We start from the raw sequence: 13,278 nt of genomic DNA on the forward strand, positions 1-13,278 counted from the left end.
CGGTCGGTGCTGCGACGTCGGAAGCATGCGCCGCGTTGGCGATGTATCAGTCGCGCAGGGTCTCCACACCCGCCTGCGCGAACTTCTCGTCCAGATCACCGCTGGGCGCACCAGCGACGCCGATGCCGGCGATCGGCGAGCCCTCAACCGCGACCGGGGCGCCGCCACCCAGGAACAACGTGCCCGGGATATCGGCCAGATGCGGTGCCGAATCGAGGCGCTCGGCCAGTGTCGAGGTCGGGGCGTTCCAGGAGACGGCGGTGTAGGCCTTCTTCTCGGCCGACTCGTAGGACTGCGGGCCTGCGCCGTCGCCGCGCAGCATCACGATGGTGTTGCCGTTGCGATCCACCACGGCGACGCTGACGCGCTGATTCTCCGTGCGGGCGGCGTCGAGTGCCGCCTGCGCCGCCTCGGTGGCGGCGTTGATGGTGAGGTGGGCGCTGTGGGTGATGTTGCCCGCGGCGGTATTCACCGCGACGGGCGCCACCTGCGCCTGCTGCGGGGCATCGGCGTCGACGGAGACGATGCCGATCGTGCCCGCCGCGATGGCGGCTCCGGCGGCGCCACCGATGGCGATCCGGGTGCGGGTGGCCAGGGTGCTACGCGAGTTCATGGGGGTCTCCTCGGCTCGGGTGAACGGCGGTCGCCATTCGGTTCACCATCAATCCTCGGCGTGGGCCAGGTGTTTGCCATCGGCTCCGCGGCTCGTCTCGCGCCGCTGTCCGGCCGATACCCGGGTCATCCGATCGGTTGACTCCGCCACCGCGACCCGCACGGCAGAATGAATGTGTTTGCCCAGTTCGACGCGATAGAGGAGGTGGCGATGCCGGCGGTGTCCACGACCGATCAGGGCGAGGAACGCGTGCTCGCCATCGTCATGCACGCGACGTTCTACGTGTTGCTGGGCGCCTCACTGGCACGTTCCTGATCCGTCATCCCGGTAGTCCACAGTCCGGCTGGGTGTTGGCGCTGTCCGGTCTGCTCGCGCTGTTGTACGTGGCCGGCGCGCCGGGTGGCCGGCGCGGGACCGTGTGGTTCGCCCTGCTCGTCGCCTGCTGGGCGGTGCTGGTGGTGCTGGCGCCGAGCTTCGCCTGGTGCGCGGTGCCGTTGCTGTACACCGGGTTTCGCATTCTGCCCGTGCGCGTCGCGGTCGGCCTGGTCCTGGTGCTCACCGGGCTGGTGGTGCTCACCCAAGTGCGGTTGGCGGGCTGGGGTGATCCGAATCTGTTGCTGGCCCCGCCCGCGGTAGCCGCGGTGACCACGGCGTTGTTCGTGCAGATGCGGCGCCAGACCGTGCGCCAGGCCGGCCTCATCGATGATCTGCTGCGCACCAGGCGGGAACTCGCGGCCACCGAACGCCGGGAAGGCACCCTGGCCGAACGGCAACGCCTCGCCAACGAGATTCACGACACCGTGGCGCAGGGGCTGTCGAGTCAGCGCATGCTGCTGCAGGCCGCCGATCGGATCTGGGACAGCGATCCCGCACGTGCGCGCTCCCATGTGCGCACCGCCGCGACCGTCGCCGAACGGAATCTCGCCGAAGCCCGCCGCTTCGTGCACGATCTCGCGCCCGCCGATCTCGCCGCGACCGGTTCCCTGAATGCCGCCCTGCGTGCCCTGGCCGAGCGGGAGAACTCCGCGGATCTCGAGGTGCGCTACGTCATCGACGGCGCACCCGTGGCGCTGCCCGGCCGGATCGAAGCCACCGTGCTGCGCATCGCCCAGGGCGCGCTGGCCAATATCCGCGAGCACGCCGCCGCCCGCACCGCCATCCTGACCCTCACCTATCTCGACGATCAGCTGTTGCTCGACATCGCCGACGACGGCCGCGGATTCGACCCCGCCGCCGCGGACGGTTCCGCCCACGATCGCGGCTACGGACTGCCCGCGATCCGGGCCCGCCTCCAGCAGCTCGGCGGCACCCTGACCATCGAGTCCGCGCCCGGTGAAGGCACCGTACTGACGGCCGCGATCCCCCTGGAGCGTCCATGACGAATCCGACTGTCCGCCTGCTGATCTGCGATGATCACGTCGTCGTCCGAGCCGGGCTGCGGGCACTGCTGGACAGCGCGCCCGATATCGAGGTCATCGGGGAGGCGGGCAGCGGCGCCGAGGTGGTGACGCTGGCCGGCGCGCTACACCCCGACGTGGTGTTGATGGATCTCCAGCTCGGCGGGGAGTTCGACGGCGTGGAAGCCACCCGCCGGATCAGCGCGCTGCCCGAGCCCCGCCCGCACGTGCTGGTCCTCACCACCTTCGACACCGACGCCGACATCACCCGAGCCATCGCCGCTGGCGCCACCGGCTATCTGCTCAAAGCCGAGCCGCCGGAGGAACTCTTCGCCGCCATCCACACCGCCGCCGCCGGGCGCACCGCTCTGTCCGCGCCGGTGGCAGGCCGGGTCATGGCCCGCATGCGCGACCCGCGCCCCGGGCTCACCACCCGCGAAACCGACATCCTCGCCCAGCTCGCGCACGGCCTCGGCAACCGGGAAATCGCCAAGGCCCTGCACATCAGCGAAGCGACGGTCAAGACCCACCTCGGCCGCATCTACGCCAAACTCGGCGTGGACACGAGAGCGGCCGCGGTGGCCGTCGCCAAGGAACAGCGCCTGCTCGGCTGACACCGCTCCCACGATCGTCACGCTGCGACGGTGTGCTGGATGGTGACGTTGCCGAAGGAGTTGCGCGCGTACACCCGCAGCACGTCCTCGTCCCGGACGGTCTTGTCGATCGGCTCCATCAGGTTCTGCACGGTGCCACACAGTGCGCGGGTCTCCAGCCGGGCGGCGACACCGGGTCGGATGCCGATGTCGAGGCTGCCCAAGGAGGTTTCCAGCCGCAGCACACCGTGCGATGCCTCACCGATCCTGATGCTGCCCAGATCGGTTGCCGCCGTGACCGATCCGCGCGGGCGCTCGACGATGATGTCACCGGCGGACACCTTCACATCGCATTCACCGAGGTCACCGGCACCCAGCACGCGGCCGGCCGCGGCGGTGGCGGCGAGCCGTGAACCGGCGGGCACCTCGATGGCGACCTGGATCGAGGGGCAGCCGCGGAACCGGGTGAAGTCGCGCCAACCGCGCGACTGCTGCTTCACCGTCAACTTCCCGGCGACGACATCCACCCGGATCTGCTCGGCTGCGCGTACGTCATCTTTGTCGGCCGGATCCGTCGGCCGGATCTGTACGACGGTATCGGTGCGCTCCGACGCGGTGACGGTGATATCGCCGCAGGCCACGTCGATGTCGACGGCGATGGGCTCGGGAGTCTGGAAGGTAGGCATGGGTTCTCCTCGGGTCGATTCACCCCGGATGCGTTATATGTAGATGTATACGTATAACGACCGGTTGAGGTCGACTATACGTAGATGTATACGTACACGCAAGGCTCCCCGTGTATCACGGTCGAGCGGATTTCGTTCTCCGGTGCGACAGCTACCCCGGGGTCCCAGCCCGCCGGGTGAGCGCCCAGCCTGATCAGGAGAAACCCGCTGGCCTCCGGCCGGGCTCGGAAGGCATGATGCGCTCATGCGGCGAACATTCGAGGAGCTCGTGGCCGAGGCAGCGGCCGCGCCGGTGGCGGGCTGGGATTTCTCCTGGCTGGACGGTCGTGCGACCGAGCAGCGCCCGAGCTGGGGCTACCAGCGGCTGATGAGCGCGCGCCTCGCGCAGGCCGCCGCGGCGCTGGACATCCAGACCGGCGGCGGCGAGGTGCTGGCGGGAGCCGCGACCCTGCCGCCGGTCATGGCCGCCACCGATTCCTGGCCGCCCAATGTCGCCAAGGCCACCGCACTGCTCCGCCCGCGCGGCGTGGTTGTCGTCGCCGATCCCGACGAACCACCACTCCCGTTCGCCGACGCCGCCTTCGACCTGGTCACCAGCCGCCATCCCGCCACCGTGTGGTGGACCGAGATCGCCCGCGTGCTCGAACCCGGCGGCACTTACTTCGCTCAGCACGTCGGCCCAGCGAGCGTGTTCGAACTCGTCGAATACTTCCTCGGACCGCAGCCGGAATCCGTGCGGCGCAGACGTCATCCCGATGCGGAACGCGCCGACGCCGAAGCCGCAGGCCTGCACGTGGTCGACCTGCGCTTCGAACGGCTTCGCATGGAGTTCTTCGATATCGGCGCCGTGGTCTATTTCCTGCGCAAGGTGATCTGGATGGTGCCGGGCTTCACCGTCGACGAATACCGCGATCGCCTGCGTGAGCTGCACGAGCAGATCGACACCGAAGGCCCCTTCATCGCGCACTCCACCAGATTCCTCATCGAAGCCCGCAAGGTGTGAGCGTGGAGTTTCGCGCGGCAGCCGGCCCGATCGTCGACGACGTCCGGGAGGCGGTGCTCGCCATCGCCCCGGGGACCGTCGCCTCCTACTCCGATATCGGCCGGGCGATCGGTGCCCACCCACGGCAGGTCGGGCGGGCGATGAGCCTGCTCGACGACGGCGTGCCGTGGTGGCGGGTCGTCCATGCGGACGGCACACCGGCCTCCTGCCACGGCGGCACCGCACCGGAACTGCTCGTCCGCGAGGGCATCCCGATGCGCGGAGCGCGCGTGGACATGGTTCGGGCGCGAGCCGCACATCCGCGGTGAAGCGCCGGCCTCACGATGCCGAGGATCTGAGAGACCCATGGGTCACCAGGATGCGGAACCTGCCGGCCACGGTGGTGTCGAGCACATTGACGGGGCCCCTCGATTGGCCGGATGCCACCGTCGTGCCCGGCGATGCCGTCGACATCGTGGCGCGGCTCAAAGAAGAATCCGATGTGCCGTTGCGCTCGCACGGCAGCCTGTCGATGAACCGTGCCTTGATGGCCGCCGGTCTCGTCGACCGCCTCCAGGTGACGATCTTCCCCGTGATCACCGGCCGGACCGGCGACGACTCCGTCTTCGACGGCGCCGACGACTTCGACCTCGAGCTGATCGAATCCCGCACCCTGGACGGCAACATCCAGGAACTCATCTACCACTCGACCCCGCACCGCTGACGCCGTGCACCGGCCCGGCGTTACGCTCGGTGGGTGAGCAGCGCCCCGGCAACACCGAGCTTCACGCAGCGGATTCGCTATGTCTGCGGCGCAACGCTGCCCGCGTCGATGCGCGACTGGGTGATCGATGACCTCACCGGGCCCGGGGCCGCGCGCCGGTACCTGACGCGCATCCTGGTGCCGATCATCGTGCCGTTGTGCCTGTTTCTGCTGATCCCCGGTCCGCTGTGGATGGGATTGGCGATGATGGCGCTGTTGCACCTGCCGCTGATCTATTTCACGGTCGCGTTGATGTATGTGTACCGGCGGCATCGGCTGGCCAAGCATGGCCTCGACCCGGCGCTGGCCGATGCTCGTGAACGCCAGAAGGGCGCCGCCGAACGCGAGGAGTACGAACGCCGGCACGGGCGGAAGTGACGCCGATGCGCATCGTCGACGACGTGCTGGCCATCGCCCGGGGCATCGTCGCCTCCTACGGCGATATCGGGCCGGACGATCGGCGCTCACCCGCGGCAGGTCGGACGGGCGATGAGCCTGCTCGATGACGGCGTGCCGTGATGGCGGGTCGTCCCCTATCGAAGCGCCGGCCTCACGATGCCGACACAGTCCACGGGTCCGTGCGCAACGTCGACACGCGCGTCTCCAGGTCCGGAAGCTCTGCTCGCACAATAGATTCGGCCTGTGCGCACCAGGGGAACTCGGTGGCCCAGTGCGCGGCGTCGATCAACGCGGGACCGTGGCGGCGCAGGTGTTCGTCGGCGGGGTGGTGACGCAGGTCGGAGGTGAGATACGCATCGACCTTGCGGCGGGTGACGGTGTCCAGATACGAATCGCCCGCACCACCGCAGACCGCGACGGTCTGGATGAGTCGTTCCGGATCACCGGCCGCCCGCACTCCCCACGTGGTCTTCGGCAGCGCGGCGGCGGCACGAGCGGTGAAGGCGCGCAAGGTTTCCGGCTCGGGCAGGGTGCCGATGCGGCCGATGCCGAGACTGCCGGGCAACGGCGCACGTTCGGTGAGGTGGAAGGCCGGTTCCTCATAGGGGTGGGCGCTGCGCAGCGCGGCGAGGACGGCGCCGCGGGCGGCGGGTGGGGCGACGAGTTCGATGCGGTCCTCGTCGACGTATGCGATCTCGCCGATGGCGCCGATGGCCGGATCGGCGCCCTCCATCGGCCGGAACTGGCCGATCCCCGCCACTTTCCAGGCCGCCTCCCGATACTTGCCGCTCGCACCGGCACCGGCCGCGAACAGCGCAGCGAGCACCCGCTCGGTATCGGTGCGCGGCACCTGCACCACCCACTTGTCCACGGCGGCAGCAGGTTTCGGATCGAGCGGCCCGGTGACGGTGAGCCCGAGCGTTGCGGCGAGCGCGTCGGAGACGCCAGGGTCGGCCGAATCGGCGTTGGTGTGCGCGCTGAACAACGCACATCCCGAACGGATCAGCCGGTGCAGCACTGTGCCTTTGGGCGTATCGGCGGCGACACTGTCCACCCCGCGCAGCAGCAGCGGATGATGCACCACCAGCGCCTGCGCACCCCACTCGATGGCCTCGTCGACGACGTCCGCGGTGGCGTCGACGGCGAAGACCACCCGGCGCACCGTCTCCGCTGGATCACCGCACACCAAACCCACCGAATCCCAGGATTCGGCCAGCTTCGGCGGGTAGGCCGCATCCAGCACCTCGATGAGTTCCGCCAGCGTCGTCACCGCTCCACCTCCATCGTCCGATTCGACCGGTGCCATCATCTCCTGTCGCCGCTACCCGCCCGCAGCGACGTCCCGCCGCGGAGAACAACCAGGCCGCCCGATATCACGTGTCGCCCGAACACCCTCCCTGCACCCGGCGACGGAAACGTCACCGTCCCTGCGCCACCAGGATCGCCTCGATCAATCGGTCCACCTCGGCAGCTCCGCGCACCGCTACCCGAAGATGATCGGCGTCCAGGCCGGGGAAGGTGTCGGCGCGGCGCACCGCTATCCCGTTGTCCGCGAGATGTTTACGCAGCAGCGCGCCGTCGCGGACCCGCAGCAGCAGAAACGGCCCGGTCGCGGGGGTGTGGACGGTGACGCCGATGGCTGTCAGTCGCTCGATCATCGCGGCGCGGTCTCGCGCGATCCGCTCGGCCAGCGCTCGCGTCTGCGCCATCGCCTCGGGTTCGGCCGTCGCCGCGATCGCCTCCAGCTGCAAGGTCCCCAGCGGCCAGTGCGGACGTCCGCGGTCGAGCCGGGCGAGCAGGTCGGGTGCGCCGAGAACGTAGCCGCAGCGCAAGCCCGCCAGGGCCCACGTCTTGGTGAGGCTGCGCAGGACGAGGACGTCGGGCATGGATTCGGCCGCCAGCGACTCGGGCTCACCGGGGACGGCATCGGCGAAGGCCTCGTCGACGACGATGACGCGCCCGGGCCGACGCAGGGCGCGGATGGTGTCGGCGGGGTGCAGAACCGAGGTGGGATTGGTGGGGTTGCCGAGGACGACGAGGTCGGCGTCCTCGGGCACCTGCTCCGGATCCAGGGCGTAGGGCGGCGGCAGCACCACCCGAGTCACGGCCACACCGGCCTCACGCAACGCCAGTTCCGGTTCGGTGAACGATGGATGCACCACCGCCGCCAGCCGTGGCGCCAATCGGGGCAGCATCGCGAACCCCTCGGCGGCGCCGGCCAGCAGCAGCACTTCGTCGGGCGCGCGTCCGTGGCGGGAGGCGACGGCTTCCCGGGCCGCGAGCTCGTCGTCGGCGCTCGGATAGCGGCCGAGTTCGTCGAGGAGGGCGGCCAGTCGGGCGCGCAACCAGTCCGGTGGGGCGCTGCCCTGCACGTTCACCGCGAAGTCGAGCAGCCCCGGGCGGGCCTCCACGTCGCCGTGGTGGCGCAGTGCGGCGAGGTCGATGCGGTCGGCGGACACGACATCACACCCTACGTGCCGGATCGGACGCCGCCCCGGCCGAGATTGCCCAGTCGGTCGCTTGACCGATCCAGCAGGTCGGTACCTTGGTTTGCGTGTTCTCCATGGTGTGCGCTCCCCACGGTGATCGATGATGTCGATGCCGCTCGAGCTCGTCTTCGTGTGTACGGGCAACATCTGCCGCTCCCCGATGGCGGAGAAGATCCTCGCTTCGCACCTGTACCGGGCGGGGCTGGCCAACCGCGTCCGGGTCAGCAGCGCGGGCACCACCGCCTGGCACGCCGGCGCCGACGCCGACCCGCGGACCAACGCGACCTTGCGTCGCCACGGCTACCCGACCGGCCACGTGGCCGCCGTCTTCGGTGACGGACACCGTGACGCCGATCTGGTCATCGCCATGGACTCCGGCCACGACCGCGAACTCGCCCAGCTCGGTATCCCGACCGAGCGGCGCAGGCTGCTGCGCAGTTTCGATCCCGACGCCGACGGCCTCGACGTACCCGACCCGTACTACGGCCCCGACTCCGGCTTCGAACTGGTCCGCGATCAGATCGAAGCCGCCATCCCCGGCCTGCTCGACTGGGTGCGCCTGGCCCTCGCCGCCGCACCGGAACCGATTGCCGACGGAGGACGCTGATGCGCCGGTTGGCGTTTCTGCTGCGACCCAGCTGGCTGATCTTGGCCGTGCTGGTCGCCGCGTTCGCCTACCTGTGTTTCACCGTGCTCGCGCCATGGCAGCTCGGGAAGAACACCGACACCTCCGAGCGCAACCAGCTCATCGCCGAATCGGTGGACGCCGAGGCGGTCGATGTGACGACGGTGTTCGACGGTGACGCGACCGAATGGCGTCGGGTCATCGCCGAGGGCACCTACCTCCCGGATTCGACGGCACTGGTGCGGTTGCGCCACCTCGACGGCGCGCCCGGTTACTCCGTGCTCGCCGCGTTCCGGCTGACCGACGGCCGCATCCTGCTGGTCGACCGCGGCCTCGTGGGCGCGATCGAGGGCTCGCGGCCGCCGCGGGTCGAGCAGCCGCCGACCGGCACCCAGCGCATCGAGGCCCGGATCCGGCATTCGGAAGGCGTGAGCGCGGACAAGCTGCCGACCGTGCAGGACGGTTACCGTCAGGTCTATTCGATCGACACCGGCCAGGCCGCCGAGGTCCTCGGATTGCCGATCACCGCGCTGCCCACCGGCGACCGCGGCGGCTACCTGCAACTCACCGAGAACCAGCCCGGCGCCTTCACGCCAACCCCGCTCCCCCAGCTGGACGCGGGCCCCTACCTGTCCTACGGGCTGCAGTGGCTGGCCTTCGGCATCATGGCCCCGCTGGGCCTCGGGTATTTCGTGTATGCCGAGATCCGGGAACGTCGTAAGGAGCGCGCGGCGAACGCGCCTGCGGAAATCGTCGCGGCGGAGCCACCGGTCGGCGAATCCGGCGATACGCCGCGCAAAGGCACCACCACGGCGAGCGAGACGTCAACCCGGGATGCGGCCGCCACTTCCGCGTCCGCGCCGGACCGGATGTCCAACGAGGCGCGGCTCGCCGACCGGTACGGGCGCACCCGCAAGTAGCTCGCGCCCGCAAGTAGCTCGCGGCCGCACGCTCAGCCGGGCGCCATCCGGCTGAGCTGCTCCCACTCCCGATAGCCCTGCATCCTGGCCGATTCCAACTCCAGAACCTGGTCGAAGGATTTTCCGCCCACGATGATCCGCCGCGGCGGCTCGGCCATATACGCCAGTTCCAGGATCACCGGTGCCGCCGTGCTCGGCTCCGGTCCCGCATCCTCGCCCCACATCTCGGCCAGTTCGGCGCGCAGGGTTTCGTACTGCGGCGCCGGCTCGGTGGCGGTGGTGCCCGTGGTGAACAGGCCGGTGGAGTAGCCGCCCATCTCGACGATGGTGACCTCGATACCGAATTGCTCGACCTCCATCGCCAGCGCGGCGCTGACCGCATCGACTGCGACCTTGCCCGCACCATAGAAGCCGACGGAGGCGAAGCCGCCCACACTGCCCATGGAGGTGATCTGCAGGATTCGGCCGCCGCCCTGCGCGCGCAGATGCGGAATCACCGCCTGCGATACCCAGACGGCGCCGAAGAAGTTCACGTCCAGGTGGGCCCGGATCTGCTCCTCAGTGGCCTCCTCCACCATCCCGTACAGCATTCCGCCCGCATTGTTGACCACGACGTCGAGCCGGCCGAATGCCGCCACGGCGCGCTCGACCCCGTCGAAGACCGCGGCGCGATCGGAGACATCGAGCGAGATCGGCACCAGATCGCCCGGGTACTTCTCGACCAGATCGTCGAGTGGCCCGATCGTGCGGGCCGCGGCGACCACCCGGTCTCCCGCGGCCAGGGCCGCCTCGGCGAACGCCCTGCCGAGGCCTCGTGAAGCACCGGTGATGAACCACACTGTGGCGGTCGTCATATCGCCCTCCTTCCGTTCGAGACGATCCGTCTCGTCTCGATAAGAGTGGAGGACGGCCAGGGTTTTGTCAAGACGGACCGTTCCGTCTCGGTGCTAATCTGTGCGCATGCCCGAGTCCGAGAAGAATTCCCGGCGTAGTGAACGCTCCCGGCAGGCGATCCTGGCCGCCACCCGCGAGCTCATCGACGAGGTCGGCTACGCGAAGACGTCCATCGAGGCCATCGCGGCGCGCGCGGGCGTCGGCAAACAGACGATCTACCGGTGGTGGCCCTCCAAGGGCGCGGTGATCTTCGATTCCTTCCTCGCGCTCAGCGAAGGAACCGATAACGACATGACCCTTCCCGACACCGGCGACCTCCGCGCCGACCTACGCCAGGTGATGCGCGCGACCGTCGCCGAATTCGCCGACCCGGCCTTCGAGAAACCGATCCGGGCGCTCAATTCCGAGATCATCAACGACCCGAGCCTGGCCGAGCTGTACCGCGACAAGCTGGCCCGCCCCGTCGACGAAGCGAAGAAGGCGCGCCTGCGCAGCGCTCAGGATGCCGGGCAGCTCGCCGCCGACGCCGACCTCGACCTGGTGCTGGAGGTGCTCTATGCCCCACTGTTCCAGCGCTGGCTGCTCCGCACCGGGCCACTGACCCGCGAATACGCCGACTCCCTCGTCGACCTCACCCTGCGCGCCTTCGCACCCTGAACTCGCCACGTCCGGTCGCATTCCATCTGGCAGGCCCCGCGGCGACGGTCCAGGGCGTCGGCCCGATTCGCGACCAGGGGCACGCATTCAGCGCCGCAAGCGGATCACCGATACACCAGCGAGTACGGCGACCGCGGCGAGCTGCACCGCCTCGGACATCCGCACCGCCCGACGCAGATCGGGCACAGTGGGCGGCGCACCGTCGCCGAGGACGGGTCGCTGCTCGATGCCGTGCCGGTACTGCGTGATCCCGCCGAGGCGGATGCCGAGCGCGCCCGCCATGGACGCTTCGACCACGCCCGCGTTCGGGCTGGGGTGACCAGCCGCATCCCGGCGCCACGCCCGCCAGGCCTGCGCGGGCCGCCCGCCGGCCAGCGGCGCGAGCACCACGGTGAGCAGGCCGGTGAGCCGGGCGGGGGCGAGATTCGCGATGTCGTCGGTGCGGGCAGCGGCCCAACCGAAGCGCTGGTAGCGATCGTTGCGGTAGCCGATCATCGCATCGAGAGTGTTGACAGCCCGGTAACCGAGAAGTCCGGGCACTCCGGCCACCGCACCCCAGAACAACGGCGCGACAGTCGCGTCGGAAGTGTTCTCCGCGATCGATTCCAGGGCCGCGCGGGCAAGCCCATCGGCGTCAAGCGCTTCGGGATCGCGCCCGCACAGCGACGGCAGCAGCGCCCGCGCGCCCTCGATATCACCGGACTCGAGCCGTTCGGCCATCTGCCGCCCGGCGCGCGCCAGGCTGTGCCCGCCGAGCACCGTCCACGTCGCCAGCGCCGTCGCGACGACTCCCCCGCGCGCCAGCGCCACCCCGGCCCCGGTCACCGCGCCGACGAGCACGGCCTCGTGCATCACCCCGGCCGTCCGCCGATCCGCGTAGGTCACCGATTCCAACGCCAGCGCCGCCGAACCGAACCCGGCCACCGGATGCCCGCGCCGCGGATCACCGAACACCCGGTCCAACGCGAATCCGAGCAGCAGCCCCGCCGCCCTCGATGTTGCCCTACCCACCCCGCGACACTATCCAGCGCGAACGCCGCCGACGCGCCGAGGTCACGTCGAACGCGGCTGCGTCGCCGGGGTCGAGCGCCGTAACCCGTCGCTTCCCGCTCCGGGGCGGTGACGCGTAGATCGGCATCGCGTCCGGGAAGAATCGACGCTCGCCGAACGCTGTTGGTCGATGGGGCGGCTGGAATGTCACACTCGACCGCCCCGCGTCGTCATCTCGGCGACACGATCCGATACCGCCCGGTCCCGGGCCGCACGACGAGGATGGCGAAGCGCAGTGCATACCGACGACCGTGGCGAACGCATCGATCAGGCCGAGCTGGCCCGGCGTTTCGAGGAACATCGCCCCTATCTGCGCAGGCTCGCCTACAGCACGCTCGGCAGCCTCACCGACGCCGAGGACGTGGTGCAGGAGGCGTGGCTGCGGTTGCAGCGTCAGCACGAAGCGGGTGACGTCGGCGAGATCGAGAATCTGCGGGCCTGGTTGAGCACGGTGACCGGCCGCCTGGCACTCGACTACCTGGGGTCGGCACGGGTGCGCCGGGAGCAGTACGTCGGCGAATGGCTGCCGGAGCCGACGGTGGTGGACTGGGACGACCCGGCGGACAAGATCAGCCAGGACGAGCGCGTCACGATGGCTTTGCTGGTGGTGCTCGAATCGCTGTCCCCGGCCGAACGCACCGCCTTCGTCCTCCAGGACGTGTTCGGCATGTCCGGACCCGAGGTCGCCGAGGTGGTCGGCCGCACCCCCGCGGCGGTGCGTCAGCTCGCCTCCCGCGCCCGCAAACGCGTCGAAGACGGCACCCCGCGATTCCCGGCCTCACCGGACGAACACGAAAAAGTGGTGTCCGCGTTCGCCCTCGCCTGGCGGTCCGGCGATATGAGTGCCCTGCTCGGAGTGCTGGACACCGGTGTCACCCTGACCGCCGACGGCGGCGGCAAGGTTCCCGCCGTGCGCAAGCCCGTCACCGGCGCCGAACTCATCGCCAAATTGCTGCTCGGCTGGTACAGCTCGCCGTCGGCGCGCTCGTGGGGGCGCAAGGTGCTGGTCAACGGCCGTCCCGGGCTGGTGGTGTTCGACGGAACGCATACCGGCGTCTTCTCCTTCACCGTCGACGCCGGCCGCATCACCGCGATCGACGTCGTCCGCAACCCGGACAAGCTGCACGACATCCCGGACTCCGGCGAGCCGTGGTTCCTCAACGAATCGGACAGTGATCGGCCGGCCACGGACTGACGGGCCGATCTGCCT

16 protein-coding genes and 1 pseudogene are annotated in these 13,278 nt (G+C 69.9%); 11 read left to right on the forward strand and 6 right to left on the reverse strand.

The genetic code is table 11. The features are described from left to right. Positions 1 to 46 precede the first annotated feature (46 nt). The gene (locus AC4HOU_RS21185; RefSeq protein ID WP_490725024.1) at positions 47 to 613 is read right to left on the reverse strand and encodes a GlcG/HbpS family heme-binding protein; all 567 of its coding nucleotides are present in this window, start codon (positions 611 to 613) and stop codon (positions 47 to 49) included. A gap of 347 nt (positions 614 to 960) precedes the next feature. On the opposite strand from AC4HOU_RS21185, the gene AC4HOU_RS21190 reads away from it, so the two are divergent. Both AC4HOU_RS21190 and AC4HOU_RS21195 read left to right on the forward strand, forming a co-directional pair. Further along, positions 961 to 1,992, forward strand: a complete 1,032-nt coding sequence (locus AC4HOU_RS21190; protein ID WP_490725025.1) for a sensor histidine kinase — start codon at positions 961 to 963, stop codon at positions 1,990 to 1,992. Further along, a complete protein-coding gene (locus AC4HOU_RS21195; protein ID WP_163814168.1) occupies positions 1,989 to 2,624 on the forward strand; it encodes a response regulator in 636 nt (211 codons plus the stop codon). The genes AC4HOU_RS21190 and AC4HOU_RS21195 overlap by 4 nt, the downstream gene beginning before the upstream one ends. 17 nt (positions 2,625 to 2,641) lie before the next feature. Here AC4HOU_RS21195 and AC4HOU_RS21200 read toward each other — a convergent pair whose 3' ends face one another. Then, positions 2,642 to 3,289: a DUF4097 family beta strand repeat-containing protein gene (locus tag AC4HOU_RS21200; RefSeq protein ID WP_163814167.1), complete on the reverse strand. Its 648-nt coding sequence runs from the start codon at positions 3,287 to 3,289 to the stop codon at positions 2,642 to 2,644. A gap of 244 nt (positions 3,290 to 3,533) precedes the next feature. On the opposite strand from AC4HOU_RS21200, the gene AC4HOU_RS21205 reads away from it, so the two are divergent. The 5 genes and pseudogenes from AC4HOU_RS21205 (at position 3,534) to AC4HOU_RS21225 (ending at position 5,540) form a co-directional block, all read left to right on the forward strand. Beyond that, positions 3,534 to 4,292 (forward strand): class I SAM-dependent methyltransferase, encoded by a 759-nt coding sequence (locus tag AC4HOU_RS21205; protein WP_490725026.1) that lies wholly within the window; start codon positions 3,534 to 3,536, stop codon positions 4,290 to 4,292. A gap of 2 nt (positions 4,293 to 4,294) precedes the next feature. Beyond that, on the forward strand, positions 4,295 to 4,600 hold the full coding sequence (locus AC4HOU_RS21210) for an MGMT family protein (protein WP_280499777.1): 306 nt from the start codon (positions 4,295 to 4,297) through the stop codon (positions 4,598 to 4,600). Between the two features lie 26 nt (positions 4,601 to 4,626). Further along, positions 4,627 to 4,995, forward strand: a pseudogene (locus AC4HOU_RS21215) (dihydrofolate reductase family protein); the annotation flags it as partial. A gap of 33 nt (positions 4,996 to 5,028) precedes the next feature. Further along, on the forward strand, positions 5,029 to 5,412 hold the full coding sequence (locus AC4HOU_RS21220; RefSeq protein ID WP_490725027.1) for a DUF5313 family protein: 384 nt from the start codon (positions 5,029 to 5,031) through the stop codon (positions 5,410 to 5,412). Positions 5,413 to 5,417: 5 nt separating this feature from the next. Beyond that, positions 5,418 to 5,540: a hypothetical protein gene (locus tag AC4HOU_RS21225; protein ID WP_490725028.1), complete on the forward strand. Its 123-nt coding sequence runs from the start codon at positions 5,418 to 5,420 to the stop codon at positions 5,538 to 5,540. 44 nt (positions 5,541 to 5,584) lie between these two features. Here the strand turns inward: AC4HOU_RS21225 and AC4HOU_RS21230 are convergent, their stop codons facing one another. After that, entirely contained in the window at positions 5,585 to 6,739 is a 1,155-nt protein-coding gene (locus AC4HOU_RS21230; RefSeq protein WP_490725029.1) for a Nif3-like dinuclear metal center hexameric protein, read from the reverse strand. A 112-nt stretch (positions 6,740 to 6,851) separates the two neighbouring features. Continuing rightward, complete coding sequence (gene cobC / locus AC4HOU_RS21235) at positions 6,852 to 7,892, reverse strand: Rv2231c family histidinol phosphate aminotransferase CobC (RefSeq protein ID WP_490725030.1); 1,041 nt, start codon at positions 7,890 to 7,892, stop codon at positions 6,852 to 6,854. A gap of 133 nt (positions 7,893 to 8,025) precedes the next feature. Between cobC and AC4HOU_RS21240 the strand changes: the two genes are divergently transcribed. After that, positions 8,026 to 8,529: a low molecular weight protein-tyrosine-phosphatase gene (locus tag AC4HOU_RS21240; RefSeq protein WP_195007362.1), complete on the forward strand. Its 504-nt coding sequence runs from the start codon at positions 8,026 to 8,028 to the stop codon at positions 8,527 to 8,529. After that, on the forward strand, positions 8,529 to 9,467 hold the full coding sequence (locus AC4HOU_RS21245; protein WP_490725031.1) for an SURF1 family cytochrome oxidase biogenesis protein: 939 nt from the start codon (positions 8,529 to 8,531) through the stop codon (positions 9,465 to 9,467). The genes AC4HOU_RS21240 and AC4HOU_RS21245 overlap by 1 nt, the downstream gene beginning before the upstream one ends. A gap of 32 nt (positions 9,468 to 9,499) precedes the next feature. On the opposite strand, the gene AC4HOU_RS21250 is transcribed toward AC4HOU_RS21245, so the two are convergent. Further along, on the reverse strand, positions 9,500 to 10,321 hold the full coding sequence (locus AC4HOU_RS21250; protein ID WP_490725032.1) for an SDR family NAD(P)-dependent oxidoreductase: 822 nt from the start codon (positions 10,319 to 10,321) through the stop codon (positions 9,500 to 9,502). A gap of 106 nt (positions 10,322 to 10,427) precedes the next feature. Between AC4HOU_RS21250 and AC4HOU_RS21255 the strand changes: the two genes are divergently transcribed. Beyond that, complete coding sequence (locus AC4HOU_RS21255) at positions 10,428 to 11,018, forward strand: TetR/AcrR family transcriptional regulator (protein WP_163814159.1); 591 nt, start codon at positions 10,428 to 10,430, stop codon at positions 11,016 to 11,018. 87 nt (positions 11,019 to 11,105) lie between these two features. Here AC4HOU_RS21255 and AC4HOU_RS21260 read toward each other — a convergent pair whose 3' ends face one another. Next, positions 11,106 to 12,029 (reverse strand): cobalamin biosynthesis protein, encoded by a 924-nt coding sequence (locus AC4HOU_RS21260; protein ID WP_195021151.1) that lies wholly within the window; start codon positions 12,027 to 12,029, stop codon positions 11,106 to 11,108. A gap of 274 nt (positions 12,030 to 12,303) precedes the next feature. On the opposite strand from AC4HOU_RS21260, the gene sigJ reads away from it, so the two are divergent. Further along, positions 12,304 to 13,263, forward strand: a complete 960-nt coding sequence (gene sigJ / locus AC4HOU_RS21265; RefSeq protein WP_163814157.1) for an RNA polymerase sigma factor SigJ — start codon at positions 12,304 to 12,306, stop codon at positions 13,261 to 13,263. Positions 13,264 to 13,278: the final 15 nt, after the last annotated feature.

This window comes from Nocardia sp. JCM 38205 (assembly GCF_058222935.1).